Raw genomic sequence first — 25,672 nt, 5'->3', positions numbered from 1 at the left:
GGGGTGTTCCCGCGGGTGGGGCGCCTGCGGCGGTGGGGGGGGGCCCACCGGCGCGCCCGGTCGGGGCGGGCGCGGGGGGGGGGGGGCGCCGCGTCCGCGGCGCCGCGCCAGAGGGTTCCGCCGAAGGCGGCCGACGTGCCGCCGAGCACGGCCGCGCGCAGGAGAGTACGACGTTCCACTGTCGCTCCAAGGGGTACCTCGAACGGTCCGCCTGCCGGTCGGCGGCGGGGTCGCGCGCTGATGGACCTTAGGGCGCTCTGATTGACAGAGCATGGACAACTCGTGACTCTACGGCGGCGCTCCCCGGAGGCATACGGATCTGACACGGGGACACCGGGGCGTGGCGCGCGCGGTGTGCTCAGGCCGGCAGCGGCGGTGCCTCTCGGCGGCGCTGCCCCGGCCGCCCTGCGCACCCGTGCCCATGGCCGGCGGCGGGGGTCTGGCCGGGCGGCTCCGCCGACGGAAGGCGCACCACGGCGTCCAGCCCGCCCGTGGCCGCCTCCCGCAGTGTCACCTCCCCGCCGCTGGCGTGCGCGAGGCGCTGGACCAGGGAGAGACCGAGACCGGTACCGCCCTTGGGGGCGCCGGGGGCGCGCCAGAAGCGGTCGAACGCGCGGGCGCGCTGCTCGGGCGTCATACCGGGGCCCTCGTCGGTGACATGGAGGTCGACCCAGTGGGGCCGGGCCTCGCGCAGCGTGCGGCGGGCGGGGACGTGGAGCCGTAGCTCCATGGTGACCGTGCTGTGGGCGGGGGAGGCGCGCAGGGCGTTGGAGAGGAGGTTGTCGAGGATCTGCTCCACGGCGCCGGGGACGGCCGTCACGGGGCCGACCACTCCGGCGAAGAGGACCAGCGAGACCCCGCCGCGTTCGAACAACGGCCCCCACGTACGGTGCCGCTCCGCGCAGATCGCGCCCAGGTCGACCTGGGCCGGGACGGCCGCCGCCTCCTCGAGACGGGCCATCGCCAGCAGGCCCTCGACCATCCGGGCCAGGCGGTCCGTCTCCGTGACGGCGGCGTCGAGGCTGGGGCGGGCACGGCGGGCGATGTCCGGCTCCAGGTTCTCCAGCCGGAGCCGGAGCGCCGCGAGCGGGGTCTTCAGCTGGTGCGAGGCCTCGCCGGCGAACGCCCGCTGGGAGGCCAGCAGGTGTTCGAGGCGGGCCGCGGTCGTGTTGAAGGCCGCCGCGAGGCTGCGTACCTCCGGCGGGCCCGAGGTGACCACGACGCAGGTGGCCGTACCGCCCTCGGCCAGCCGGTGCGTGGCCTCCTCCAGTTGCCGGATGGGGCGCCCCGTCCAGCGTGCGAACGCGAACGCCACCGCGGCCACCGCGGTGAGCACCGCGAGTCCGGCCAGCACCAGCAGCAGCCAGACCGCGAACACCCGGGCGTGCACCATGGTCGTCGGGAGGGTGACGCGTACGGCGCCCTGCGCGGTGCCGGTGGTTGCCGCCGTCGCGGCGGCGGTCGAGGTCGTGCCAGGGGGCGCGGCCGCCTTCTGGGTACGGGTCCGTGGCGGGTTCGGGGCTGGGTCGACGACGGTGACCGAGCCGGCGCCAGGGGTGGGGTCATCGCCTTGGTCGTCGCGCCGGTCGGCGCCCGTGTCCGGTGTCGCGTGGCCCACCGGAGCCGCCACGGCCAGGTAGTGGACGCCGCCGGTCGTCGTCGTACGGACGTCCGTGGTGGCGCGGCCGCGGAGCGCGGCGGAGATCTCGGGCTGGGACGGAAGGGTCTTCTCCTCGTCGTCGGACAGCGCGTGGGAGGACGCCAGCAGCCTGCCGTCCGCGCCGACGATGACGACCTTCCCGCCGATGCGCTCGGCGCAGTGCCTGGCCCGCTCGGCGAGTTCGTCCTGGCGTCCGGCGGCGAGGGAGAGGGCGGTGTACGCGGCCACCGACTCCGCCTCGTCGTTGGCCGAGTTGACGATCCGCTCGCGCTCGGCCCGCGAGTAGACGAAGCCGAGCGGGATCTCCAGGCAGAGCAGGACCAGGGCGGCGAGGCTGAGGTAGCTCAGCAGCAGGCGTCGGGTCATGACGCCCTGGCCCCGGAGGTGCGGTGCCTCCCGGAGCCCGCGCCCCGCCCACGGCCGGGCCCCTGCTCGTGACCGGGGGGCCTGCCCAGGCCCGGACCCGAGGCCGGCCCGGGGGTGCGTACGGCCAGCCGGAAGCCGACCCCGCGCAGAGTCTGGATCCAGGCCGGGTCGCCCAACTTCCGGCGCAGCGTGGCGACATGGACGTCCAGTGTCTTGGTCGGGCCCTGGTAGTGATCGTCCCAGACGCGGTTGAGGATCTGCTGCCGGGAGTACACCGCGCCGGGGTCCTCGGTGAGCAGGGCCAGCAGTTCGAACTCCTTCGGCGTCAGCGCGACGGGCACCTCGCCCACCCACACCTGACGGGTCCGCCGGTCCACGACCAGCGGACCGGGCTGCGGCGGCGCCGAGCCGCCCTCGTCGTCGGCGGCTCGCCCGGAGGGGGGACGCGGTTCGGGCGGGGCCTGTTCGTACATGGGCGGTTCGTAGGCGGGAGGATGGGGGACGGAGGGCGCGTAGGCGGGGGGTTGGGGGACGGGGGGCTCGTAGAGGGGGTTGCCGAGGGTGGGAGTGCCGTGCGCCGGAGTGCCGTACGGCGGGTTCGGGAAGGCGGGGGAGCCGTGGGGCGGGGCTCCGTGGGCGGGCGCGCCGTACGCCGGACCTTCGTGAGCCGGGCTGTCGTACGCAGGGCTCCCGTACGCAGGACTTCCGTACGTCGGCGACCCGGCCCGGTCCGAAGTCCCGCGCGCTGCCTCCCCCGGCGCCTCCGCCTCCTGCGCCCGCGCCTCGTACGCCGCCGACCAGTCGTACTGCGCCCCACGCGCCCCTGCGCCGAGACCCCCCGCCCTGTGGCGGCCCGCGCGCCGGTCGCCGGGACCGTCCCCACGGCCCGCAGCCCCGACGGCGCCCTGATCCGGCCCCTCGTCTCCGACGCGACGTGCGTCGTCGCCTCCCGCGAAGCCGTTCGGTGTCTCGAATGTGCTCGGGGCGGTGAAGTCGTTCTCCGCCCCGAAACCGATCCCGGCACCCGCTCCGAATCCGGCTCCGGACCTCTCTCCGCCGCCGGACCGGCCCCAGGCGCCGGCCCTCGTACCGGCATGGGCACTCGTACCGGCGCCCGCACCGGCACCGGCGCCCGCACCGATGCCCGCACCCGTCCTCGTACCCGCCCCGGGACCGCCCCCGGCCGTCCCCGTCCCTGCCCCGGCCGTCCCGGTCCCCGCCTCGGTCGTCCCCGTGTCCACGCCCGCTTCGGCCACCACGACCCCGGCGACCACGTCGGGCGCGGTACCGCTTCCCGGTCGCTGGTGACGGCGTGACACCGCCCGGATACGGGCGACCAGTTCGCGGATGCTGAATGGTTTCGCCAGGTAGTCGTCGGCGCCGAGCTCCAGGCCCAGGACGCGGTCGGCCTCCTCGCCGCGCGCGCTGAGGATGATGAGGGGGACGTCGGAGGTGCGGCGGATGCCGCGGCAGACGTCGATGCCGTCCATGTCGGGCAGGCCGAGGTCCAGCAGGACGACATCGCCGTACGGACCTCTCAACCCGTCCGCGCCGGTGGCCACGTGGTGGACCGTCAGGCCGAAGTGCCGCAGCCCGTCGGCGAGCGGCTCGGCGATCGTCTCGTCGTCCTCGATGAGCAGCACTCGTACGCCCATGGCCGCCTGTCTCTCCAGAAAGTCGGGACAACACGGGACCCGTGCTGTGGGGCGCCACGCTACAAGAAGCAGAACAAGAACGTGCGAGGAATCCGAAGCATTGTGAAATGACCCTCAGAAACTGCTCGCATTCGACGTCCCGACCTGCGGAGAAGAGGTGTGTGGCCGAAATCTGTGGAAAACCTGGCGGCGTTTTAGTGTTCGCTTAACCTTTCTCTGGTCATCGCCCCCCTACGGTCGTAAGTGCTGGTCGGAACCGCTTCAGGGAGGCAGGATGAAGGCGTTGCTGGATCGCGCCCGGTCGTTCAGTCGACGGGTTGACTTCGAGAGCGACGAATACCGGAAACTCGCCGTCGGGCAATTTCCGGAGGCGCTGTTCATTACCTGCTCGGACTCGCGGGTGATTCCCGCCCTGATCACCGGGGCGCGGCCCGGCGAGATATTCGAGCTGCGAAACGCCGGCAACATCGTGCCGCCGCACGACGCGTACGGGGCCGCCTCCGGTGAGGCCGCCACCATCGAGTACGCGCTGGAGGCGCTCGGCGTTCAGGACATCGTGGTGTGTGGCCATTCCCACTGCGGCGCGATGGGCGCGCTGACGTACGGCGCCGACCTGTCCGGCCTGCCCAGCGTGGACGCCTGGCTCGACCACGCCCGGCCCGCGCTCGAACCGGTCCTCGGGGAACGCGGTGCCGGCAGCGGCCCGGAGTCCACCTCGTCGTCCGAGGACCCCGCCCTGCGCGAGGTCGTTCAGCTCAACATCCGCAACCAGCTCGCCGTCCTGCGTGGCTATCCGGGCGCGCGGCGGCAACTGGACGCCGGACGCCTCCGGTTGCACGGCTGGTACTACGAGATCGACACCGGCAGGGTCCACGAACTGGATGCCCACGGGGACTTCCAGGTGCACGACTCATGAGTGGCGCGCACGGCCGCCGCCACGGCGCGGGCCCCCGAGGGGCCTTCGACGGGCAGGAGTCCGGCGCCGGAAGGGAGTTCAGCAAGGAGTTCAGCAAGGAGTTCAGTGCCGTCCCGCCGAAGCCTGACGGCCCCCCGGCCGACCGCGCCGCGCCCCCTCGTGGCCGTATCGACCTGGGTACGGAGATCACCGCGTCCCTCGTCGTGTTCCTGGTGGCGCTGCCGCTCTGTATCGGTGTGGCCGTGGCCTCCGGCGTGCCGGCCGAGCTGGGGATCATCTCCGGCGTGATCGGCGGTCTGGTGGTCGGCGCGGTACGGGGCAGCACGCTCCAGGTCAGCGGGCCGGCGGCCGGTCTCGCGGCCCTCGTGGCGGAGACGGTCATGGAGTTCGGCGTCGCGATGCTCGGCGTGATCGTCCTCTTCTCCGGCATCCTCCAGATCGTGCTGGGCCTGGTGAAACTGGGCCGGATGTTCCAGGCGATCTCCCTCGCCGTCGTCCAGGGCATGCTCGCCGGCATCGGTCTGCCGCTGATGTTCAGCCAGCTGTACCCGATGTCCGACGCCAAGGCGCCGGGCACCCCTCTGGAGAACATGGCCGGCGTCCCCGGACTGATCGCCGACACCGTCACCGACCCGCAGGCTCTCGTCGCCGCCGGGCTCGGGGTCGTCACGATCGTGCTGAGCTTCGTGTGGAAGCAGGTGCCGGGGCCGGTCAGGAAGGTGCCGGCCGCGCTCGTGGCCGTCGGGATCGGGATCGCGGTCGCCGCCCTGCCGGGCGTCGAGGTGAAAACGCTCCAGGTCGGCAATCTGCTGGCGTCCGTGGACGTGCCGGGGCCGGAGCAGCTGTCCGGACTGGCCAGTGCCGGGGTCATCACGGCGATCCTCACGTTCACCGTGATCGCGTCGGCGGAGAGCCTGTTCACCGCCGCTGCCGTGGACCGCATGCACAACGGCCCGCGCACCCGCTACAACACCGAGCTGGTCGCGCAGGGCGCGGGCAACACGATCGCCGGCCTGCTGGGCGCGCTGCCCGTCACCGCGGTCGTCGCGCGCAGTTCGGCGAACGTGCAGGCCGGAGCCAAGACCCGGCTCTCCCGGACCCTGCACGGTCTGTGGCTGCTCGCCTTCGCGCTGCTCCTGCCGCAGGTGCTGGCGCTGATCCCGATCTCGGTGCTCGCGGGAGTCCTGGTGCACAGCGGGTGGAAACTGTTCGCGCCGGACGAGTTCCCGAAGATGTGGCGGCAGGACCGGGGCGAGTTCGCGGTGATGACGCTGACGACCCTGGTCATCACGGCGACCGCGCTGCTCGAAGGGGTGCTGTTCGGGCTGGCGGCGGGTGTGGTGCTGGCCGCGCTGCGCATGTCGCAGACCGTCGTCCGGCAGCACATCGAGGACGACACGGCGAAGGTCGTGATGGCGGGCAACGCGACGTTCCTGCGGCTGCCGAAGCTGATCGACGCGCTGGAGGGCGCGGCGGCCTCCGGCAAGCCGCGCATCCGGCTCGACCTGCTCGGGGTGACCCACCTCGACCACGCGTGCCGCAGCCAGGTCGAGGAGTTCGTGGCCCAGCAGCGGGGTGCGGGGGTGCGGGTGGAGCTGCTCATGCCGGACCTCTCCGCGGGGGTGCCTGCGGCGGCCGAGCGGGTGCCCGATGTGGAGGTGGACCCGTCGGGAGTGTGGGACTACGCGACGGTCGGTTCGGCGGCGGTGGGGGGCACCGGGCCGATGCCGCCCGGCCCCGGCTCGGGGCCCGGCCCCGACGCCGAGTGGTTCTATCTGGACACCCGACCACTGGGACGGCCGGGCTCGTAGGACGGCTGCGGGTCCGTGGGGGCTGGTCGCCCAGTTCCCCGCGCCCCTGGAAGCCCAGGCCCTGCGGGCCGAAAGACACGGCCCCACGGGCCTGAAAGCCAACGGCCCCCACGGGCCTGAAAGCACGGGGCGCAGCCCTGCTTCTCAGGGGCGCGGGGAACTGCGCGAGAAGCCCCACCCACCCGCGCCCAACACCCCACCCGCGCCCAACACCGGCCCCTCCCGCAACCCCCTCGGCGAGACTACGCTGGAACGCGATCAGGACCGCTTCGGGAAGGTGGCGCCATGACCGGCGGCTGGAACGTGCACGGCATTCCCGATCAGCGGGGCCGCACCGCGGTGGTCACCGGCGCCAACAGCGGCATCGGATACGTCGCCGCCCGCGAACTCGCCCGCCGCGGCGCCCATGTCGTCCTCGCCTGCCGCAGCGAACAACGCGGCGCCGCCGCACTGGAGCGGATGACCGCCGAAGTCCCGGACGGCAGCGTGGAGTTGATCCGGCTCGACCTCGGAGACCTCAGCTCCGTACGGGACTTCGCGCAGACCTACGCACGCGCCGGCGACCGTCTGGATCTGCTCATCAACAACGCGGGCGTGATGGCCGTCGCCGAGGGCCGCACGGCAGACTGCTTCGAGACGCAGTTCGGCACCAACCACCTCGGCCACTTCGCGCTCACCGGCCTGCTGCTGCCGATGCTCCTCGCCACACCCGGCGCCCGCGTCGTGACCGTCTCCAGCTTGATGCACCTACGGGCGAACATCGACATCGACGATCTCAACACCGAGCGCAAGTACGGCCGTTGGCTCGCATACGGTCGCTCCAAGGCCGCCAACCTGCTCTTCACCCACGAGCTGGCCCGGCGACTGGCGAGGAACGGCTCGGAGGTCGTCGCCGCCGCCGCGCACCCCGGGTACGCGTCCACCAACCTCCAGACGGCCGGGCCGAGCACCGAGGGCCGCAAGGGGGTCGAACGCTTCATGCGCGTCGGCAACCGCTTCTTCGCCCAGACCCCCGAAGGAGGCGCCCTGCCCACGCTGTACGCGGCGACCGCCCCCGCCGTACGCCCCGACTCCTTCATCGGCCCGGCCTTCGGGATGTGGGGCGCCCCGCGTCCGTCGCCCCGGGCGCCCTGGACCCTCGACGACCGGGCGGGCGAACGCCTCTGGACCGCCTCCGAGCACCTGACCGGGGTCAGGTGCTCGGAGTTGAAGGCGTGACGGGCGGTGAGGTCCGGCCTACGCGGCGCGCACCTCGTACGCCGTGATCCGTACCGCCTCGTCGTCCAGGCACTGCCCGTTCGCCAGGTCGAAGCGCTGCTTCAGGAGCGGTGAGGCCACGAACGGGCGGCCCTGGTGGCTGCCGGTGAGACCCCGGGAGAGGACGGCGGCACCGCCGAAGGGGTCCCGGTTGTCGATGGCGTACAGCCTGCCCGCGCGGTCGAGGAACAGCGCGGCCTGGCTGCCGTCGGGGAGCAGGGCGGCCACGCCGCGGCCCGGGGTCAGCAGGGTCAGGTCGCAGACCGTGAACCAGCCGTCCGCCAGCCGCAGCTGGACCTTCACATCGGTCTTCTCGGGGGCGATCGTCATCGCTGGGCGCTTCCTTCCAGGACATCGGCGGGCCGCAGGCCGATGGACAGCAGCGGCAGGTCGGGCTTGATCTGGTCGCGCTCGGGGACGAAGCCGACGACCGGGTCCGGGGTGTCCGGGGCGTTGACGAAGGACACGAACCGGGCGAGCTTCTCGGGGTCGTTGATGGTGGAGGCCCACTCGTCGGCGTAGGCCGAGACGTGGTCGGCCATCAGGGACTCCAGCTCCTCGCAGATGCCGAGGGAGTCCTCCACGACCACGTCCCGCACGTGGTCCAGGCCGCCGGGGATCCGCTCCAGCCAGGTCGAGGTGCGCTCCAGGCGGTCCGCGGTGCGGATGTAGAACATCAGGAACCGGTCGATCAGCCGGATCAGCTGGGCGTCGTCGAGGTCCTGGGCCAGGAGGTCGGCGTGGCGGGGGGTGGCGCCGCCGTTCCCGCCGACGTACAGGTTCCAGCCGCCGGAGGTCGCGATGATGCCGAAGTCCTTCGACTGGGCCTCGGCGCACTCGCGGGCGCACCCGGAGACCGCCGACTTGAGCTTGTGCGGGGACCTGAGGCCCCGGTAGCGCAGCTCCAGGTCGATCGCCATGCGGACCGAGTCCTGGACGCCGTAGCGGCACCAGGTCTGTCCGACACAGGACTTCACCGTGCGCAGGGACTTGCCGTAGGCGTGGCCGGACTCGAAGCCGGCATCCACCAACCGGGTCCAGATGACGGGCAGTTGCTCGACACGCGCACCGAACATGTCGATCCGCTGACCACCCGTGATCTTCGTGTAGAGGCCGAAGTCGCGGGCGATCTCCCCGATCACGATCAGGCCTTCGGGAGTGATCTCACCGCCGGGGATGCGCGGGACGACGGAGTACGAGCCGTTCTTCTGGAGGTTGGCCAGGAAGTGGTCGTTGCTGTCCTGCAGGGCCGCCTGCTCGCCCTCCAGGACGTAGCTGCTGGCGCCGATCGTCGGGGCGAGGGAGGCGATGATCGAACCGACCGTGGGCTTGCAGACCTCGCAGCCGTCGCCGCCCCGCGCCTCGTCGCGGCCGTAGCGGTCCAGCAGCTGCTGGTAGGTGTTGATGCGCAGAGCGAGGACGATCTCGTACAGCTCCTCGCGGGTCTGCGAGAAGCAGCCGCACAGGCCCTTGTCGACGACGACGCCGGACGCCTCCAGCTCGGCGGTGACCAGCTGGCCGAGGACCTTGACGCAACTGCCGCAGGTCGTACCGGCCTTGGTGCACTTCTTCACCTCGGGCACGGTGGTGCACTTGTGCTCGGTGACCGCGTCGCGGATCGTGCCCTTGCGGACGTTGTTGCAGGAGCAGATGATCGCGTCGTCGGGCAGCGCGGTCGGGCCGAGCTGCACGGACTCCCCGGCGCCGGCGGGCAGCACCAGCGACTCGGGCGAGACCGGCGGGACGGACCCGGTGAAGGCCTTCAGCGTGCCGTACGCCTCCGCGTCGCCGACCAGGATGCCGCCGAGCAGCTCGCCGCCCCGGCCGATGACCAGCTTCTTGTAGACGCCCGAGCGGGAGTCGGAGTACACGACGTCCAGGCAGTCGGCGCTCGTGCCGTGCGCGTCACCGAAGGAGGCGACGTCCACGCCGAGGAGCTTCAGCTTGGTGGACAGGTCGGCACCCGTGAACGCGGCCTCGTCCGCCGCGATGGTGGCCGCGGCCGTCTCGGCCTGCTCGTAACCGGGGGCCACCAGGCCGTACACCCGGCCGTCGGCGGCCAGCGCGCACTCGCCGATCGCGAACACGTGCGGGTCGCTCACGGTCCGGCACTGCTCGTCGACGCTGATGCCGCCGCGCTCGCCGACCGTCAGACCGCAGTCGCGGGCGAGCTGGTCGCGGGGGCGGACACCGGCGCTGAACACGACCATGTCGGTGGCGAGTTCGCTGCCGTCGGACAGCTTCATCCCGGTGACGGCACCCTGCGCGTCGACCACGATCTCCTGCGTGCCGACGCCGGTGTGCACGCTCAGGCCCATGTTCTCGATCGTGCGCAGCAGCGCGGCGCCACCGCCGTCGTCCACCTGCACGGGCATCAGCCGGGGCGCGAACTCCACGATGTGGGAGGTGAGGCCGAGACCCTTCAGCGCGCCGGCGGCCTCCAGGCCGAGCAGGCCGCCGCCGACCACGGCACCGGTCTCGGCCGTCTTCGCGTACTCCTCGATCGCGAGCAGGTCCTCGATGGTGCGGTAGACGAAGCAGCCGGTGGCGTCCTTGTTGGGGACGGGCGGGACGAAGGGGAAGGAGCCGGTGGCGAGGACGAGGATGTCGTACTCGAAGACCTGCCCGGAGCGCGCGGTGACCTTCTTCCCCTCACGGTCGACCGTCTCGGCCGGGTCACCGACGAACAGCTCGATACCGTGGGTCTCGATGAACGCCATGTCGGTCATCGACAGGTCCTCGGGCGTCTTGCCCGCGAAGTACGAGGTGAGCGCCACGCGGTCGTACGCCGGGCGCGGCTCCTCGCACAGCACGACCACGCGGTGCGTGGCGGTCAGGCCGCGCTCGGCGAGCGCCTCCAGGAAGCGCTGGCCGACCATGCCGTGGCCGACGAGCACGATCGTGGGGGTGGGCCCCAGGGTGGCGGACATTCAGGAGCCTCCATCGTTGGTGAGCAGGTGGAGCAGGGGAGCGCCGTCTGCGGGGAGCGGCTCCGCTCCCTCCCAGGCGCGGGCGAGCGCGCCCACGGTGCCGAGTTCGCCGACGAGCACCCCGCCGACCAGGCGGTCGTCGCGGACGACGACCTTGCGGTAGGTGCCGCGCGTGGCGTCGGCGAGCTGGATGACGTCGTCACCCGGCAGCGGCTCGGGCTCGCCGAATGCGGCGAGGTCGAGGAAGTCCGCTCCGGCGAGCGTCAGCCGGGTCAGGGCGCGGGTGCCGGTGTAGCGGGACGCGACGTCTCCGGCCAGCAACTCGGCCAGGACGTCCGCCTGTTCGAGCGCCGGGGTGGCGAGCCCGTACACCGTGCCCTCGAACTGGGCGCAGTCGCCGATCGCGTGGATGTGCGGGTCGGAGCTGCGCAGCTCCTCGTCGACGATGACACCCTTGTGCACGGCGAGCCCCGCCTCCTGGGCGAGACCCACCCGGGGGTGGACCCCGCAGGCGATGACGACCAGGTCCGCGTCGAGCGTGTAGCCGTCGGCCATCGACACCGACCGCACGGTCCCGCCGACGCTGCGCACGGCCCGGACACGCGTCTCCGTGTGCACCTCCACCCCGAGGTCGGTGAGGTGGCGGCGGACCAGCTTCGAGGCGGACGGGTCGAGCTGACGTTCCATCAGCCGCTCGCCCTGCTGGGCGAGGACGACCTGGGCGCCGCGCAGGGCGAGCGCGCGGGCGGCGGACACTCCGAGGAGCCCGCCCCCGATGACGACGGCGCGCGCCCCCGGCCGCACGGACTCGGACAGCCGCAGGCAGTCGTCCATGGTCCGGAAGGCGTGCACCCCGTCCGGGAACTCGTGCCGCTCCGGGTCCCAGAGGCCGCGCAGCGGCGGCAGCACCGGGTTGGAGCCGGTCGCGAGGACCAGCCTGTCGTACGCGATCTCCGTACCGTCCGCGAGATGTACGGCTCGCATCTCGCGGTCGATGCGGACCACCCGGCCGTTCACCGTCCGCGTGGGCCCGGCGGGGGCGGGCAGCGCGATGACCTCGGGGGCGTACCGCCCGGCCAGCACCTCGGCGAGCAGCACCCGGTTGTACGGTGTGTGCTCCTCCTCGCCGACCAGCGTGGCGGGCATGCCCAGCTCTCCGAGCCGCCGGGCGAGACGTACACCCGCGAGGCCGGAGCCGATCACCACCACACGCTCATTCGAGGTCATGTCCTTGAGCCTGCGGTGCCGGTGTTACCCGGCCGCATCGCGTCTGTTTCCCACGAGGAACGCTGCCCTCCCCGTGCCCCCGAGCGGAGTGTGAGGGGTTTCCGGAAGGACGGGGTGGGGTGTGAGGACACCCGGGATCACGCTGCTGACCTGCCGATACGGGCTCCTGGCGGGCGTATACGGGAGCGGTGGACGGAACACCGGGAGACAGGGGCGCGCCGAGGTCCGGTGCCGTAGGTCACGTCGGACGGGCGTCACGGCGACACATCCGGGGGCCTGCCGGGAGGAGGCCGGGCGCCGAACCTCAGAACCTCCTCAGGTCGATGGACGGCACACCTATCGGACCACGTAGGGTCGCGTCCGTGCCCGACATATCGCTGACCATGGTCGTAGTCCTCTGCCTCGCGGCCCTCGCGGCCGGCTGGATCGACGCCGTGGTGGGCGGCGGCGGGCTGCTGCTCCTGCCCGCCCTCCTCCTGGGTCTGCCGAACGGCGCCTCGGCCGCGCAGTACGCGCTCGGCACCAACAAGGCGGTCGCCATCGTCGGCACCACGGGCGCGGCCGTCACCTACGCCCGCCGCACGCCCGTCGACGTGCGGATCGCCGTACGGATCGGCCTGGCCGCGCTGGCGGGCTCGACGGCCGGCGCCTTCGTGGCCGCCGGTCTGAGCACCGAGGTCCTGAAGCCGGTCGTCATGGTCGTCCTGCTCGCCGTCGGCGCGTTCGTGATCCTGCGCCCCTCCTTCGGTACGACGGCCCCCGCCACGGGCCCCGTCTCCGCGCGGCGCGTCCTCGCGGCGATCGGTCTCGCGGGCGTCGGCGTCGGCTTCTACGACGGTCTCGTCGGCCCGGGCACCGGCACGTTCCTGGTCCTCGCCCTGACCGCCCTGCTCCACCTCGACCTGGTCACCGCCTCCGCCACCGCGAAGATCGTCAACTGTTGCACCAACGCGGGCGCCCTCGCCATGTTCGCCTGGAAGGGCACGGTGTACTGGCAGCTGGCGGCCCTGATGGCGGTCTTCAACCTCGTCGGCGGCACCGTCGGCGCCCGCACCGCCCTCAAGAAGGGCAGCGGTTTCGTCCGGGTCGTCCTGCTGACGGTGGTGTTCACGCTGGTGGCGAAGATGGCGTACGAGCAGTGGGTGGCCTGAGCGGCGCGCGCTGGGCGCCGAGCGCCGTGCCGGTGATCAGCCGGGCCGGCTGCCCGTGAGGTGGGCGAAGACGACCACGTTCCCCCGGTAGCCGGTGGCGCGCGAGTATCCCCCGCCGCAGGTGATGACCCGCAACTCCGGCCTCGTCGCCGCCCCGTACACCTTCGCGTCGGGGAAGTCCCGTGCGTCGTACACCTCCACCGCGTCCACCGTGAACACGGCGACACCGCCGTCCCGCCGGTCCACCTCGACCGTGGCGCCCCGCCGCAGTGCGCCGAGGCGGAAGAAGACGGCGGGACCGTCGGCGTTGTCCACGTGCCCCGCGACGATCGCGGTGCCCCGCTCACCCGGGCTGGTCCCGGCCTCGTACCAGCCCGCGAGGTTCTCCCGCGTGGCGGGCGGCACGTCCAGGCTGCCGGCCGGCGTGAGGCCGAGCCCCATCAGCGGCGCGTCCACGCGGAGGGAAGGGATACGGATGCGGTCGGGAGGGGAGGGCGGCAGTGGGACGGCCCCCGGCCCGTCGGCCCCCGGGGTTCCCGGCGCACTCCCGGGCTCCCCCGAAGCAGTCGCCGTACCGGGCCGGGGATGGGCCTGCGCCGCGGACGGCTGGGGAGGCGGGTGCGAGGCGGTGCCGCCGCGCACCAGCCACGCGCCGCAGAAGAGGGCCACCACGGTGACCCCGGCTATCGCTGAGTCGGGGAGCCGTCGCACGAGGACACCTCCTCACGGCCGTGCGGGCGTTCGGGACGGGCCCCTGTTCCTCCCTCGCGGGACGGGCCCTTGTTCCTCCCCTCCGGGCCGAGGGGCATCGGACCCGGAGGGGAGGGGGCTGCGGTACCGGCGGACGGACGGCGGAGGGTGTCCGTCAGATCCCGTCGCCTCTCGCCCGGCGATGCAGGAGCCAGGTACCGCCCGCGGCGGCGACGGCCAGAGCCGCCACGCCCGCCGCGGTCTGCACGGGGTCGGGACCGAGTGCGCCACCGACCCCCGTCTTCACACTTCCCCTCGGATACGCCGGCGGCACGGTGCGCGTGCCGGTGAGCGAGACCACCAGGTCGCCGGTGACCCGACGGCCACCGCCTGCGCAGGTCGCGACGATCTCGTACGTCCCCGGCTGCGCGCTCGGCGGTACCTCGAACCGCCCGTCGAGCCGCCGCGGCCCGCCGCGGGACGTCAGCGAGAAGGGCCCGGCGCCGACCGCTCCGGCGTCGCCGGTCGCCGTACCGTCCGCTCCGCAGGCTGTCGTACGGACGGTGATCTCGTCGCCGGGGACGGCACCGGCCGGCGAGACGTCGAGCCGCCCGGAGCCCTCACCGCCGTACGCGGGTGCCGCGGCCAGGGCCGCGAGGGCGACGGCGAGCGCGGTTGCGGTCAGCGGCCGGGCGGTACGTCGCATCGTGCTGGCTCCTCCGAGAGTCCTCCGTTCCCCTTGAGGTAAGTGGCACACCGGCCGGCGCGCTTGCTGATGGACCGTCAGAAATGATGTGAACGGGTGTCAGGAGGGTTCGGGGGGAGGGCGGGTGGAGAGGCATTTGGGCTGGTCACCGCGGTGGGGTGGGTGTGCTGCTGAGAAGAACGCGATGAGAAGGCGGCCGGGGGTGTGAACGGGTGACCGAGGGTGGCGTGCGCGGCTTCGACGGGTCGGTGGGCCGGGGGGACGGCGAGGGCTTGACCTCAAGCAAAGTCGAGGTACGAGGGTGTTCCTCATGCAGACCCCAACGGACACAACGACCGACACGACGCTTGCCTCGGCCACGGACATCGCGCCCGTCGGCTCCTCCGCCACCCCGGTCCGGGTGACGCTGCTCATCGGCAGCAACCGCACCGGCCGCTTCGGCCCGGTGATCGCCGAGTGGCTGCTGGGCAGGGTGCGGCAGCACGACGGCTTCGAGGTCGAGGTGGTGGACGTCGCCGATGCCGACCTGCCGACGACTTTCGCGACGACCCCCGAGAGCACGGCGCGGCTGGCCGGGATCACGCCGAAGCTGGCGGCGGCGGACGCGTTCATCGTGCTGACGCCCGAGTACAACCACTCCTATCCGGCGGCCCTCAAGAACCTCATCGACTGGCACTTCCACGAATGGCGCGCCAAGCCGGTCGCGCTCGTCTCCTACGGCGGTGTGTCAGGGGGTCTCCGCGCGGCCGAGCACCTCCGGCAGGTCTTCGCCGAACTCCACGCCGTCACCGTCCGCGACACGGTCTCCTTCCACCAGGCCCACGCCGCCTTCGACGAGACCGGCCACCTCAAGGCCCCGTCCGCACCGAACTCCGCGGCCCGGGTGATGCTGGACCAGCTCGCCTGGTGGGCCCAAGCCCTCCGCGAGGCGAAGGAGCGGCGACCGTACGGGGGTTGAGGCGGCGGGGCCGGCCTGAGAAGCGGAGCGGGGCGGTGACCCTGCTTCGCTTTTCAGGGGCACGGGGAACTGTGCGAGCAACCACGACTCACCCGCACCCATCCACAACCGCAGAGGGGGTCGAAGGGGCGCAGCCCCCCTGGGAGAGGGACGGGCAGGGGCGGCGGGGGCGAGAATCCGAGAGGGGCACCCCCACCAGTCCGACACTGCCCCCGGCCCCGGTCTCAGCAGCCGCCCCCAGGCCCTCCAGGCACTTCCTGCACGGGAGGCGCTTCCTCCACGGGTGGTGCCGTCTCGATGGGCGGCGCTTCCTCCGCCGGGGGCGTCTCCTGGGCAGGCGGCTCCTCCTGCACCGGTGGCGTTTGCTCCTCAGGGGGTGCCGTCTCTGCGGGCGGGGCCTCCTCCACCGGGGGTGCTTCCTGCACGGGAGGAGTTTCCTCCGCCGGGGGCGTCTCCTGGGCAGGCGGCTCCTCCTGCACCGGTGGCGTTTGTTCCTCAGGGGGTGCCGTCTCTGCGGGCGGGGCCTCCTCCACCGGGGGTGCTTCCTGCACGGGCGGCGCTTCCTCCGCCGGGGGTGCCTCCTGCACGGGAGGCGCTTCCTCCACCGGGGGTGCCTCGTCCACCGGGGGTGCCTCCGGAGACTGCGGCGCTTCCCGCGCGGGAGGCGCCTCCTCCACCGGCGGTGCCTCCTCCCCAGGCGGCGTCTGCTCATCCGGCGGCACCCCCGGCCCCGCCGGCACCCTCTCCACCGGCGGTTCGACCCGCTCGCCGGAGCCGGGAGTCTCACCCCCCGACACCACCCCGTCATCCCCACCTCGGCCAAGCCCACCCCCGAGGCCACCGAGCCCCGTGGAGGACGAACTCGCGCCGTCCACCCCCCACGCCACCACCTGGCGTGAAACCACCGCCCCCGCCACGCCACCCCGGCGCTCGACGACCTCCGGCGAGCGCCCCTCGGGCCGGTGGGGCGCCGGGGCCTGCGCGACCGGCGCCCGCCGGGCCGGGGCCGTGTCCGAGTCGAGCGGTCCGAGGGCGACCCCGGCCACGACGGCGGCGGCCGCGGTGGCCACCCCCACGGCGGCGACCACGGGGACGTTCACCCCGCCTGCTCCGCCCGCCTTGCCCATCCCGCCCGTCGCGACCTGCCGCACCGCGTGCAGCAGTTGACCCGCGTGCCCACCCGCCCCGCCCAGCGCGGCGGCCGTACCGGTGGAACCCGCCGTGAGGGAGAGCAGCAGCTTGCCGCCGCCCCCGCCCGCCACGAACACCAGCAGCGCCGGGCCGGCGAGCGCGGGCAGCCGGTCGTTGGTGCGCATCAGGACCGCGAGCCGTGCCCGGCAGTCGTCGCACGCGTCCACGTGTCCGAGCAGTTGCTCGGACTGCCGCGAGGTCGCCGTACCGCGCACATACGCCGGCATGCGCCCCCACCGCACCTGGCACGCCGGATCGGCCGGCGCCCCGGGCTGCTCGCGCAGGAACGCCTGGCGCATCCCCTCCCGCGCCCGGTGCAACAACACCGCCGTCGCGCCCTGCTTGGCGCCGATGCGCTGCCCGACCGTCTCCAGCGGCTGCCCCTCCGCCTCGGCCAGCCACAGCGCCCGTACCCACCGCTCGGGCAGCTGGCCCAGCACGCGCACCAGCAGATCGACGGAGGAGACCTGCTCGGCGGGGTCGGCGGTGCCGGCCCCGCGTACGTCGGCCTCGACCCGCTCGGGAGCCGTCGGGTCCAGCGGCGTCTCGCGCGCGGCGGCGGTGCCCACGGCCGTCGCGAGGTGCCGCACCGTCGTCGTCAGATACGCCGGGACGTTGTCGATCTCGTGCCCCGCCGACAGCCGCCGCCACACACGGAAATGAGCCTCCGCGACGAGGTCCTCGGCGGTCCAGGAGTTCCTGGTGAGGGAGCGCGCGTACGCGACGAGGCGCGGGTGCTGCTCCTCGAAGATCCGGGTGTACGCGGCGGTCGCGGACGAGGTCGGGCCGTCGGTCATGGCAGGAACGCTCTCCAGTCACCTGCTGATGGGGTGTGGCTGATTTTGTATGTTGAGATGACAAAAATCTCAAGTAATCACACAAAGTGACGCGCATCACAGCGGGTTACTTCGAAGGCGGCGTAATACAGGGAGTCTTGGCGCGATCGCGACCCTCGCGTCACCCGAAGGAACAACTGACGAACACACGAACCCGCGGTCTCCGGGCATCCGAGGAGTCCGGTCCCCGCGAAGAAGTCGAAGTGCCCGACGTACCTGGAACACCCGAAGGGCCCCGAAGCACCGGACGTGCTTGAACTGGAGACCGCCCATGCACCCCGCGCACCCCACCATGCCCACGCCCCCCGCCCTGGAGCAACGCGCCCGCGCCTGCCTCATCACCCCCGCCTACGAGGAGGTCCCGGTCCGCACCACCCTGCGGTACGCGCCGGACGACCCCCTCGCCGTCCACATCGACTTCCCGGCCGGGGTCTCCGCCGGTGACGTGAGCGTGACGTGGGCGTTCGCCCGCACCTTGCTGGCGGAGGGGCTGACCGGGGCCGCCGGCATCGGCGACGTGCGCCTGTGGCCCTGCGGCCCGGCCCACACCGTCGTGGAACTCCGCTCACCGCACGGCATGGCCATGATCCGCTTCGACACCCCCACCCTCCGCCGCTTCCTGCGGCGCTCGTACGCCGTCCTCCCCCTCGGCGGCGAGAACCTGGGTCCGGCGCTCGACGACGGCCTCGCGTCCCTGCTGGACGGGGTCTGAGGCGGGCGGCTCGGCGGGGCCCGCTATGTTCGACCCGAACGTCCGGATGTTCGGAGTGGCATGCAGAAGACAGATGAACCGGCCGACGAGGCGGTGACGGCCGAGCCGGAGAGAGCGGTGGCGGCCGGGCCGGGAGAGGCGGCTGCCCGGCCGTCGACGCCCGCCGGGACCACGGAGGCGTCCGCCGGGACCACCGACGGGCCCGCCGGTGGTGACGACGCGCCCACCGACGTGCCCCCTGACGCGTCCGCCGACCAGCACTGGCCCCGTCACTGGCCCCTGCTGCTCCTCGGCGCGGCCGTCGTCCCCGGGCTCGCGCTGTTCGCCGCGGGGAGGTGGATGGAGGACCCGGCCGTACAGGCGTGGCGGACCGTCTGCCTCTCCATCGCCGTGCAGGCCCTGCCGTTCCTGCTGCTCGGGACGGCCCTGTCGGGTGCCATCAACGCGTTCGTGCCGGCGCGGGTGTTCACGCGGTTGCTGCCGCGCAGACCGGCGCTCGCGGTCCCCGTCGCCGGTGCCGCCGGGGTGATCCTGCCCGGCTGCGAGTGCGCCTCCGTGCCGGTCGCGCAGAGCCTGATCCGCCGGGGGGTCGACCCGGCCGCCGCCTTCGCGTTCCTCCTCTCCGCCCCCGCCGTCAACCCGATCGTCCTGACCGCCACGGCCATCGCGTTCCCCGGCAGCCCCGCGATGGTGCTGGCCCGGCTGCTCGCCTCCCTCGCCACCGCCGCCGCGATGGGCTGGCTGTGGCTCTGGCTGGGGCGTGCGGAGTGGCTCAAGCCGATCGCCCGGCACTCGGGGCACCGACCCGGGCAGAGCCGCTGGAACGAGTTCCGCACCGGCTTCCAGCACGACTTCCTGCACGCGGGCGGTTTCCTCGTCGTCGGCGCGATGGCCGCGGCGACCTTCAACGTCCTCGTCCCGCGCACCGTGCTCGACGCCTTCGCCGACTCGCCCTGGCTGTCGGTGCTGTTCCTCGCCGCGCTCGCCATCCTGCTGTCGGTGTGCTCGGAGGCCGACGCCTTCGTCGCCGCGTCCCTCACCGGCTTCTCACCCACCGCGCGGTTGACGTTCATGGTGGTCGGGCCCATGGTCGACCTGAAGCTGATCGCCCTGCAGACGGGCACCTTCGGCCGGGCCTTCGCGGTCCGTTTCTCCGCCGCGACGGTCGTCGTCGCGATCCTGTGCAGCGTCCTGATCGGAGCCGTCCTGCTGTGAAACGACCCCTGCAGGCGCTCCTTCTCCTCCTCAGCGGCCTCGGTCTCCTGCACGCCACCCTCCTGACCGACCACTACCTCAGGTACGTCAAGAAGGGCATGTACCCCCTCCTCGTGGCCTCGGGGGCACTGTTGCTCGTGCTGGCCGCGGCCGAGGCATGGTCCCTGTGGAAGCAGCGCGGAACCGGCGCCCGGCAACGCCACGACGACGACCGGACCCGCACGCACACGCACCAGCACGACCACGAGCAGCACGACGTGCCGGACGCGCACGACGAGGACGACGCGCACGACGAGGACGACGCGCACGACGAGGACGACAGCGACCACGGCCACCACGGTCACGACCACTCCACCCCGCCCCGAGTCGCCTGGCTCCTGTTCCTCCCCGCCCTGAGCCTGCTCCTCTACGCCCCGCCGGCCATCGGCGCGTACACCGCCTCGCGTGAGCCCCCCAAGGCGGTGACGGTCACCGAGCAGGGCGACTTCGACCCGCTGCCCAGGACCTCACCGCTCCCGATGACCCTCACGGACTTCACCCGCCGGGTGCAGCAGGACCGTGCCCGAGCCATCGACGGCCGCACCGTACAGCTGACCGGCTTCGTCAGCCCGGACAAGGAGACCGGCGGCAGGAAGGGGGACGGCGGCTGGTACCTCACCCGCGTCATCTTCAGCTGCTGCGCCGCCGACGCCCAGTTCGTGAAGGTGCGCGTCCACGACACCCCCGCCCCGCCCGCCGACACCTGGGTCACCCTCACCGGCACCTGGCACCGGGCCGGCACCCTCGGAACGAGCTCCGCCGCGGCGGCCGTCGACGCCCACGGGATCGAGAAGGTCCCCCGCCCGTACAACGACTACACGGACGGCCTCCCCCTCCCGTCCTCCTCCTGACCCGCCCGGCCCACATCCGGCGCCTCGCACCTCTGGAGACGAGACACGGTGCTCCCCTTCTTCGTCTACGGCACCCTCCGCCCCGGCGAGGTCAACCACGACCTCTTCCTGCGCGGCCGCACCCGCACCGAGCGGCCGGCCCGGATGCCCGGCCTGACCCTGTACGACGGCCCCGGATACCCCTACGCGATGGAGGAGACCGGCGAGGACCACGGGGGAGGAGGCTCGGTGACCGGCGAACTCGTCACCGCCCGGCCGGAGTCGTACGCCGAACTCCTGCGCCTGCTGGACGAGCTGGAGGAGTACTCCCCGGGCGATCCCGCGAACCTCTACGAGCGGGTGGAGCGCGCGGCGACCCTCGACGACGGCACGGCCGTACGGGCCTGGGTGTACGTCGCCGCCCCGGCCGTCGCCGCCGGACTGCGCGCCCGGGGCAGGCTGATCGTGGACGGCGACTGGCTGGCCCGCCGCCTGCCGCCGTCCGCGTAGGGACCGGCGGACGCGCCCGGCGGGCGCTGCCTCACTCGCCCACGGTCTCCACCCGCACGGCGCACGTCTTGAACTCCGGCATGCGGGAGGTGGGGTCGAGGGCCGGGTTGGTGAGGGTATTGGCGCGGCCCTCGCCCGGCCAGTGGAACGGCATGAAGACCGTGTCGGGGCGGATGGCGGTCGTGATGCGCGCCGGGGCCACGGCCCGGCCCCGGCGGGAGACCACGGCCAGCGGGTCGCCCTCCGCCGCGCCGAGCCGCTCGGCCAGCCGGGGGTGCAGTTCCACGAACGGGCCGGGCGCGGCGGCGTTCAGTTCGTCGACCCTCCGGGTCTGGGCGCCAGACTGGTACTGGGCGACCACGCGCCCGGTGGTGAGCAGCACCGGGTACTCGGCATCCGGTTCCTCGGCCGCCGCCCGGTGCGAGACGGGCGCGAACCGGGCCCGGCCGTCCTCCGTGGCGAACCGGTCGAGGAAGAGGCGCGGGGTGCCGGGGTGCGCCTCGGCGGGCGACGCGGCCCCCGCCCCGGCCGGGGGCGCGGGGCAGGGCCAGAACACTCCGTTCTCCTCCGCCAGCCGCCGGTAGGTGATCCCCGAGTAGTCGGCGGCCCCGCCCGCGCTCGCCCGGCGCAGCTCCTCGAAGACCTCCTCGGGATCGGTCGGGAAGCCCTTCTCGACGCCCAGCCGGTCGGCCAGTTCGCGCATGACCTCCAGGTCGCTGCGGACCCCGTCGGGCGGGCTGACCGCCCGCCGCCGCAGCAGCACCCGGCCCTCCAGGTTCGTCGTCGTGCCGGTCTCCTCCGCCCACTGCGTCACCGGCAGCACGACGTCCGCGAGCGCCGCCGTCTCGGACAGCACCACATCGCACACGGCCAGGAAGTCCAGCGACCTGATCCGTTCCTCGATGTGCGCCGCGCGCGGCGCCGACACCACCGGGTTGGAGCCCATCAGCAGCAGCGACTTGATGTCACCGCCGAGCGCGTCCAGCAGCTCGTAGGCGCTGCGGCCCGGACCGGGCAGGCTGTCGGGGTCCACGCCCCAGACCTCGGCGACGTGCCGCCGCGCCTCGGGGTCGACCAGCTTGCGGTAGCCGGGCAGCTGGTCGGCCTTCTGTCCGTGTTCGCGGCCGCCCTGGCCGTTGCCCTGCCCGGTGAGGCAGCCGTACCCGGACAGCGGCCGGCCGGCTCTGCCCGTCGCCAGCGTGAGGTTGATCCACGCGCCGACGGTGTCCGTGCCCTTGGACTGCTGTTCGGGGCCGCGCGCGGTGAGCACCATCGCGTGCTCCGGCTCGCAGAACAGCCGTACCGCCTCGCGGAGTTCGGGAACGGACACCCCCGTGATCCGTTCCACGTACTCCGGCCAGTGCGCCATGGCGGCCGCGCGGGCCTCCTCCCAGCCGCTGGTCCGCTCGCGGATGTACTCCTCGTCCGTGCGCCCCTCGGCCACGATCAGGTGCAGCAGGCCGAGGGCCAGGGCCAGATCGGTGCCGGGGCGCGGGGACAGGTGCAGATCGGCCTGCTCGGCGGTACGGGTGCGGCGCGGATCGATGACGATCAGCGTGCCCCCGTTCTCCTTCAGCTCGCTGAAGTAGCGCAGCGCCGGCGGCATGGTCTCCGCGAGGTTGGAGCCCACGAGGACGACACACCCGGTCCGCGGGATGTCCTCCAGCGGGAACGGCAGCCCCCGGTCGAGCCCGAACGCCTTCATCCCGGCGGCCGCGGCCGAGGACATGCAGAAGCGGCCGTTGTAGTCGATCTGCGAGGTGCCGAGCACCACCCGCGCGAACTTGCCGAGCGCGTACGCCTTCTCGTTCGTGAGCCCGCCGCCGCCGAAGACTCCGCACGCGTCCGGACCATGTTCCGTACGCGTGCGGGTGAGCCCCTCGGCGATCCGGTCGAGTGCCTCGTCCCAGGAGGCGGGTTCCAGGATGCCCGCCCGCCTGACCAAGGGACCGGTCAGCCTGACCCGGGACGAGAGCACAGCCGGGGCCGTACGGCCCTTGCCGCACAGCGCTCCCCGGTTCACCGGGAAGTCCGCGCGCTCCGTGACCACTACGACCCCTTCGGTCCCGTCCGCACCGGGCGTCAGGTTCATCCCGCACTGCAGGGCGCAGTACGGGCAGTGGGTGGGCGTCGCGGAGTTCGGCATACCGCCCAGCGTGCGTCGCCCGTGTTACGCGCCGGGGCGCCCCCCGTTACGCGACCGGCACGGCAACCTCCCGGCGCCCGCGGGCCGGACGTGAGGAGCCCGGCGCCGGGTCCGGAAGGACAGGGACGAACGGGGTGCCGATGTCCCGGTTCTGTCACCGTAGGCGGCCGGACAAGCACTTACCGTCCACGTGTTCGGCCCGTGCGTGCTAAGAACTACTGGCGCCACGGACGACGGGGGTCGTGCCGTGAACCCCGCGTGGCGCACGTCCTGTCACAGGGCCCGAGCCAGGGCCGTAGGGGGAAGAGGAACCACCGTGAACCGTATGCGCACCACCGTCGCCGTCCTCGGGGCCGCCGGGGCTCTCACCGCCGCCCAGCTGGGCCTCGCCGGTGCCGCGTCCGCCGCGTCCACCGGGTCCAAGCCCAGCGTCGGCGCGCAGACCGCCGCGAGCTGCCCCATCAAGATCACCTACCTGAAGAAGTTCTATGTGGACAACAACAACTGGGTGACCAACGGCGGTCTCCGGTTCGGTCTCAAGAACTCCAGCAAGAAGGTGACCTTCAAGGACGTCAGCCTCAAGGTGACCAACACCAAGAGCCTCCGCTTCGGCAAGGCGACGGTCACGACCAAGGGCGCCAAGATCACCCAGAAGACCAACCAGATCGTCAAGGTCTCCGCCAAGACCCTGAAGCCCGGCAAGAGCGCCGCCTTCAAGGTCAGCACCCGCATGCTGCGCACCGACCTCTACGAGGTGAAGTTCGCCGTCCACGGCAAGACCACGGACGGCAAGAAGTGGGGCTGCGCCGTGGACCAGGGCACCTGGGGCACCGTCAAGCACTGACGGCGGCAACCGGCCCCGTGCGCTAGCCCGCCGACGCCAGTGCCTTCGAGACCCCCGTTTCCTCAGGACCGAGGAAACGGGGGTCCGGCTCGAACAGCGCGTCCAGGGACGCCTTGCCCGCCGCGAACAGCTCACGGGCGGCCCCGTAGTACCAAGTCGCGTCGTGCCGGTCCTGCACGCCGACGCCGTACGACTCCACGCCCGCCTCCTGGCACAGCGCGACCGCCCGGCGGATGTGGAAGCCCTGGCTGATGAGCACCGCCCGGTCCACGCCGAAGATCTTCCTGGCGCGGACGCAGGAGTCCCAGGTGTCGAACCCGGCGTAGTCACTGACGATGCGGTCGTCGGGCACGCCGTGCTCGGTGAGATAGCCGCGCATCGCGTCCGGCTCGTCGTACTCCACGCGGCTGTTGTCGCCGGTCACCAGCACCACCTTGATCCGCCCCGACCGGTACAGGTCGGCCGCCGCGTCCAGCCGGCGCGCGAGGTACGGGGACGGCTCGCCCTGCCACAGCCCCGCGCCGAAGACCATCGCGACGTCGGTGCGCGGTACGTCGGCCGTGGTCCGCAGCCGGTCGCCGGCCGCCGTGAACATCCAGGTCGAGGGCAGCAGCGCCAGCACGCACAGCAGCATCACCGCCTGCACGGTCCGCCGCCGGCCCCGCCGCGTACGCGGCAGCCGCACCACCCGCCCGACACGCCTCACGGCGGCCCACCCCCCTGTCCCGGACCCCCGAAGGCGTCCCGCGATGCGTCCTGCTCGTCTGTGTCCTGCTCGTCTGTGTCCTGCTTGTATGTGTCCTGCTTGTTTCGGGCGCACCCCACCGCGCCCGTCCTTCCGACCAACGAAGACGTCATCCGCTGCGCTCCGGTTCACCGCCAGGCGTGACAAGGTTCACTCGAACGAGTCGAATCGCCAGGTCACATCGGTTCACACGCCCTCACTGCGCGCGGTGAACCGCTGGAAAAGACCCGTGACCACCGCGCAACGGGCAGGCAACCTCCCCCCGGCACCATGGACCCATGACGGCGACGACGACCCAGTCGAACGCGGACCTCGACAGTACGGCGCACATCATGAACCTGATCACCGATCAGCTGGCCCTCCAGCTCAGCCGCGTCTCCCGCGACGGAACCCGGCGTCCGGCACCGCCCGCCCTGGTCCTCGTGGCCCACGGCAGCCGTGACCCGCGCGCCCTGGCGACCGTGCGCGCCCTCATGGACCGCGTCCGCGCACAGCGCCCCGGCCTCGACGTGCGCCTCGGCCACATCGAGCTGAACGAACCCCTGCTCCCCGACACCCTCGCCGCCCTCGGCGACCGGGAAGCGGTCCTCGTGCCCCTGCTCCTCAGCCGCGGCTACCACGTCAAGCGGGACATCCCCGAGATGGCGGCCGCCGCCGGGGCCCGGGCCCGCCTCGCCGCCCCCCTCGGCCCGCACCCCCTCCTCGTGGAGACCCTGCGCGCCCGCCTCCTCGAGGCCGGCTGGCCCGCCCGGACGAGCCTCGCCGGCCGCCGCACCGGCGCCGTGGTCCTCGCCGCCGCCGGCTCCCGCGACCCCGAGGCCGCCGAGGACACCGGCCGCACGGCCCGGCTCCTCGCCGACCGCCTGGGCGTCCCGGTCGTCCCCGCCTACGCCTCCGCCGCGGCCCCCACCGTGGCCGAGGCCGTTCGCGCCCTCGCCGCCGCGGGCCGGACCCGCACCGCCGTGGCCTCCTACTTCACCGCCCCCGGCCGCTTCGCCCGGGAGTGCGCGGGGGCGGCCCCATGGATCGCGGCGGCCCCCCTGGGCGCCCACCCGTCCATGACCACCCTGATCCTGCACCGCTACGACGAGGCACTGACCAGGACCGGTCCACTGCCGGCGTTGGCATCGGCGTAGGGAGCCACAGAACCCCGGGCCGACGGCAGCGCCCCGTCAGGGGCGCGGGGCTGTATCGAATGAGCGGCTCCGCCGCGTGGGCGCGACCAGCCACGACGCACCCGCACCCGCCCGACAGCCCAACCCGGCAGGCGAGTAGGC

21 protein-coding genes are annotated in these 25,672 nt (G+C 73.1%); 11 read left to right on the top strand and 10 right to left on the bottom strand.

Annotated features, from left to right (window positions below):
- Positions 1-358 precede the first annotated feature (358 nt).
- Together ACFU5F_RS04810 and ACFU5F_RS04805 are read right to left on the bottom strand one after the other, a co-directional pair.
- Positions 359-2,026 carry a sensor histidine kinase gene (locus ACFU5F_RS04810; RefSeq protein WP_383881938.1) on the bottom strand — a complete coding sequence of 556 codons (1,668 nt, stop codon included), beginning with the start codon at positions 2,024-2,026 and terminating at the stop codon, positions 359-361.
- Complete coding sequence (locus ACFU5F_RS04805) at positions 2,023-3,681, bottom strand: winged helix-turn-helix domain-containing protein (RefSeq protein ID WP_383881935.1); 1,659 nt, start codon at positions 3,679-3,681, stop codon at positions 2,023-2,025. The genes ACFU5F_RS04810 and ACFU5F_RS04805 overlap by 4 nt, the downstream gene beginning before the upstream one ends.
- 274 nt (positions 3,682-3,955) lie before the next feature.
- Between ACFU5F_RS04805 and ACFU5F_RS04800 the strand changes: the two genes are divergently transcribed.
- The 3 genes from ACFU5F_RS04800 (at position 3,956) to ACFU5F_RS04790 (ending at position 7,626) form a co-directional block, all read left to right on the top strand.
- Positions 3,956-4,597: a carbonic anhydrase gene (locus ACFU5F_RS04800; RefSeq protein WP_383881932.1), complete on the top strand. Its 642-nt coding sequence runs from the start codon at positions 3,956-3,958 to the stop codon at positions 4,595-4,597.
- Positions 4,594-6,408, top strand: a complete 1,815-nt coding sequence (locus ACFU5F_RS04795; RefSeq protein WP_383881928.1) for a SulP family inorganic anion transporter — start codon at positions 4,594-4,596, stop codon at positions 6,406-6,408. Before ACFU5F_RS04800 ends, ACFU5F_RS04795 begins: the two co-directional genes overlap by 4 nt.
- Positions 6,409-6,693: 285 nt before the next feature.
- On the top strand, positions 6,694-7,626 hold the full coding sequence (locus ACFU5F_RS04790) for an oxidoreductase (protein ID WP_383881925.1): 933 nt from the start codon (positions 6,694-6,696) through the stop codon (positions 7,624-7,626).
- A gap of 18 nt (positions 7,627-7,644) precedes the next feature.
- On the opposite strand, the gene nirD is transcribed toward ACFU5F_RS04790, so the two are convergent.
- The 3 genes from nirD to ACFU5F_RS04775 are packed head-to-tail and all read right to left on the bottom strand — an operon-like array spanning position 7,645 to position 11,822.
- Positions 7,645-7,995, bottom strand: coding sequence for a nitrite reductase small subunit NirD (gene nirD / locus ACFU5F_RS04785; protein WP_383881921.1), 351 nt, complete (start codon positions 7,993-7,995; stop codon positions 7,645-7,647).
- Positions 7,992-10,595, bottom strand: coding sequence for a nitrite reductase large subunit NirB (gene nirB, locus ACFU5F_RS04780; RefSeq protein ID WP_383881919.1), 2,604 nt, complete (start codon positions 10,593-10,595; stop codon positions 7,992-7,994). The genes nirD and nirB overlap by 4 nt, the downstream gene beginning before the upstream one ends.
- The gene (locus tag ACFU5F_RS04775; protein WP_383881916.1) at positions 10,596-11,822 is read right to left on the bottom strand and encodes an NAD(P)/FAD-dependent oxidoreductase; all 1,227 of its coding nucleotides are present in this window, start codon (positions 11,820-11,822) and stop codon (positions 10,596-10,598) included.
- Between the two features lie 362 nt (positions 11,823-12,184).
- On the opposite strand from ACFU5F_RS04775, the gene ACFU5F_RS04770 reads away from it, so the two are divergent.
- Entirely contained in the window at positions 12,185-12,973 is a 789-nt protein-coding gene (locus ACFU5F_RS04770) for a sulfite exporter TauE/SafE family protein (protein ID WP_383881913.1), read from the top strand.
- Between the two features lie 36 nt (positions 12,974-13,009).
- Here ACFU5F_RS04770 and ACFU5F_RS04765 read toward each other — a convergent pair whose 3' ends face one another.
- Positions 13,010-13,684 carry a class F sortase gene (locus ACFU5F_RS04765; RefSeq protein WP_383881910.1) on the bottom strand — a complete coding sequence of 225 codons (675 nt, stop codon included), beginning with the start codon at positions 13,682-13,684 and terminating at the stop codon, positions 13,010-13,012.
- A 154-nt stretch (positions 13,685-13,838) separates the two neighbouring features.
- A complete protein-coding gene (locus ACFU5F_RS04760; RefSeq protein ID WP_383881907.1) occupies positions 13,839-14,369 on the bottom strand; it encodes a hypothetical protein in 531 nt (176 codons plus the stop codon).
- 310 nt (positions 14,370-14,679) lie between these two features.
- Between ACFU5F_RS04760 and ACFU5F_RS04755 the strand changes: the two genes are divergently transcribed.
- Positions 14,680-15,327, top strand: coding sequence for an NADPH-dependent FMN reductase (locus ACFU5F_RS04755; RefSeq protein ID WP_383881904.1), 648 nt, complete (start codon positions 14,680-14,682; stop codon positions 15,325-15,327).
- A 224-nt stretch (positions 15,328-15,551) separates the two neighbouring features.
- Here the strand turns inward: ACFU5F_RS04755 and ACFU5F_RS04750 are convergent, their stop codons facing one another.
- Positions 15,552-17,315 (bottom strand): sigma-70 family RNA polymerase sigma factor, encoded by a 1,764-nt coding sequence (locus tag ACFU5F_RS04750; RefSeq protein ID WP_383881901.1) that lies wholly within the window; start codon positions 17,313-17,315, stop codon positions 15,552-15,554.
- 310 nt (positions 17,316-17,625) lie between these two features.
- On the opposite strand from ACFU5F_RS04750, the gene ACFU5F_RS04745 reads away from it, so the two are divergent.
- Genes ACFU5F_RS04745 through ACFU5F_RS04730 form a run of 4 tightly spaced genes read left to right on the top strand, consistent with a single transcriptional unit; the run spans position 17,626 to position 20,660 of the window.
- Positions 17,626-18,066 carry an SsgA family sporulation/cell division regulator gene (locus ACFU5F_RS04745; RefSeq protein ID WP_383881898.1) on the top strand — a complete coding sequence of 147 codons (441 nt, stop codon included), beginning with the start codon at positions 17,626-17,628 and terminating at the stop codon, positions 18,064-18,066.
- Between the two features lie 60 nt (positions 18,067-18,126).
- Positions 18,127-19,281 (top strand): permease, encoded by a 1,155-nt coding sequence (locus ACFU5F_RS04740; RefSeq protein ID WP_383881895.1) that lies wholly within the window; start codon positions 18,127-18,129, stop codon positions 19,279-19,281.
- A complete protein-coding gene (locus tag ACFU5F_RS04735) occupies positions 19,278-20,171 on the top strand; it encodes a TIGR03943 family putative permease subunit (RefSeq protein ID WP_383881892.1) in 894 nt (297 codons plus the stop codon). The genes ACFU5F_RS04740 and ACFU5F_RS04735 overlap by 4 nt, the downstream gene beginning before the upstream one ends.
- A gap of 48 nt (positions 20,172-20,219) precedes the next feature.
- Positions 20,220-20,660 carry a gamma-glutamylcyclotransferase family protein gene (locus ACFU5F_RS04730; RefSeq protein WP_383881889.1) on the top strand — a complete coding sequence of 147 codons (441 nt, stop codon included), beginning with the start codon at positions 20,220-20,222 and terminating at the stop codon, positions 20,658-20,660.
- A 31-nt stretch (positions 20,661-20,691) separates the two neighbouring features.
- Here ACFU5F_RS04730 and ACFU5F_RS04725 read toward each other — a convergent pair whose 3' ends face one another.
- Positions 20,692-22,806 carry a molybdopterin oxidoreductase family protein gene (locus ACFU5F_RS04725; protein ID WP_383881886.1) on the bottom strand — a complete coding sequence of 705 codons (2,115 nt, stop codon included), beginning with the start codon at positions 22,804-22,806 and terminating at the stop codon, positions 20,692-20,694.
- A 316-nt stretch (positions 22,807-23,122) separates the two neighbouring features.
- Between ACFU5F_RS04725 and ACFU5F_RS04720 the strand changes: the two genes are divergently transcribed.
- Positions 23,123-23,650, top strand: a complete 528-nt coding sequence (locus ACFU5F_RS04720) for a hypothetical protein (protein WP_383881883.1) — start codon at positions 23,123-23,125, stop codon at positions 23,648-23,650.
- A gap of 22 nt (positions 23,651-23,672) precedes the next feature.
- Here ACFU5F_RS04720 and ACFU5F_RS04715 read toward each other — a convergent pair whose 3' ends face one another.
- Positions 23,673-24,338, bottom strand: a complete 666-nt coding sequence (locus tag ACFU5F_RS04715) for a vancomycin high temperature exclusion protein (protein WP_383882068.1) — start codon at positions 24,336-24,338, stop codon at positions 23,673-23,675.
- 335 nt (positions 24,339-24,673) lie between these two features.
- On the opposite strand from ACFU5F_RS04715, the gene ACFU5F_RS04710 reads away from it, so the two are divergent.
- Positions 24,674-25,531 (top strand): sirohydrochlorin chelatase, encoded by an 858-nt coding sequence (locus ACFU5F_RS04710; protein ID WP_383881880.1) that lies wholly within the window; start codon positions 24,674-24,676, stop codon positions 25,529-25,531.
- The last annotated feature ends 141 nt before the right edge of the window (positions 25,532-25,672 follow it).

The sequence above is a fragment of the Streptomyces sp. NPDC057438 genome (genome assembly GCF_042802995.1).
In the GTDB taxonomy this organism is placed as follows: Bacteria; Actinomycetota; Actinomycetes; order Streptomycetales; family Streptomycetaceae; genus Streptomyces.
The sequence above is the reverse complement of the archived record's forward strand: the minus strand, read 5'-3'. Positions and strand labels throughout refer to the sequence as shown.

Bases quoted from the DNA above. Each gene is read 5' to 3' on its own strand.
- ACFU5F_RS04755 (WP_383881904.1), top strand. From the start codon at position 14,680: ATGCAGACCCCAACGGACACAACGACCGACACGACGCTTGCCTCGGCC.
- nirD (WP_383881921.1), bottom strand. From the start codon at position 7,995: ATGACGATCGCCCCCGAGAAGACCGATGTGAAGGTCCAGCTGCGGCTG.
- ACFU5F_RS04795 (WP_383881928.1), top strand. From the start codon at position 4,594: ATGAGTGGCGCGCACGGCCGCCGCCACGGCGCGGGCCCCCGAGGGGCC.
- ACFU5F_RS04790 (WP_383881925.1), top strand. From the start codon at position 6,694: ATGACCGGCGGCTGGAACGTGCACGGCATTCCCGATCAGCGGGGCCGC.
- ACFU5F_RS04800 (WP_383881932.1), top strand. From the start codon at position 3,956: ATGAAGGCGTTGCTGGATCGCGCCCGGTCGTTCAGTCGACGGGTTGAC.
- ACFU5F_RS04805 (WP_383881935.1), bottom strand. From the start codon at position 3,681: ATGGGCGTACGAGTGCTGCTCATCGAGGACGACGAGACGATCGCCGAG.
- ACFU5F_RS04760 (WP_383881907.1), bottom strand. From the start codon at position 14,369: ATGCGACGTACCGCCCGGCCGCTGACCGCAACCGCGCTCGCCGTCGCC.
- nirB (WP_383881919.1), bottom strand. From the start codon at position 10,595: ATGTCCGCCACCCTGGGGCCCACCCCCACGATCGTGCTCGTCGGCCAC.
- ACFU5F_RS04775 (WP_383881916.1), bottom strand. From the start codon at position 11,822: ATGACCTCGAATGAGCGTGTGGTGGTGATCGGCTCCGGCCTCGCGGGT.
- ACFU5F_RS04710 (WP_383881880.1), top strand. From the start codon at position 24,674: ATGACGGCGACGACGACCCAGTCGAACGCGGACCTCGACAGTACGGCG.
- ACFU5F_RS04740 (WP_383881895.1), top strand. From the start codon at position 18,127: ATGCAGAAGACAGATGAACCGGCCGACGAGGCGGTGACGGCCGAGCCG.
- ACFU5F_RS04745 (WP_383881898.1), top strand. From the start codon at position 17,626: ATGCACCCCGCGCACCCCACCATGCCCACGCCCCCCGCCCTGGAGCAA.
- ACFU5F_RS04810 (WP_383881938.1), bottom strand. From the start codon at position 2,026: ATGACCCGACGCCTGCTGCTGAGCTACCTCAGCCTCGCCGCCCTGGTC.
- ACFU5F_RS04750 (WP_383881901.1), bottom strand. From the start codon at position 17,315: ATGACCGACGGCCCGACCTCGTCCGCGACCGCCGCGTACACCCGGATC.
- ACFU5F_RS04725 (WP_383881886.1), bottom strand. From the start codon at position 22,806: ATGCCGAACTCCGCGACGCCCACCCACTGCCCGTACTGCGCCCTGCAG.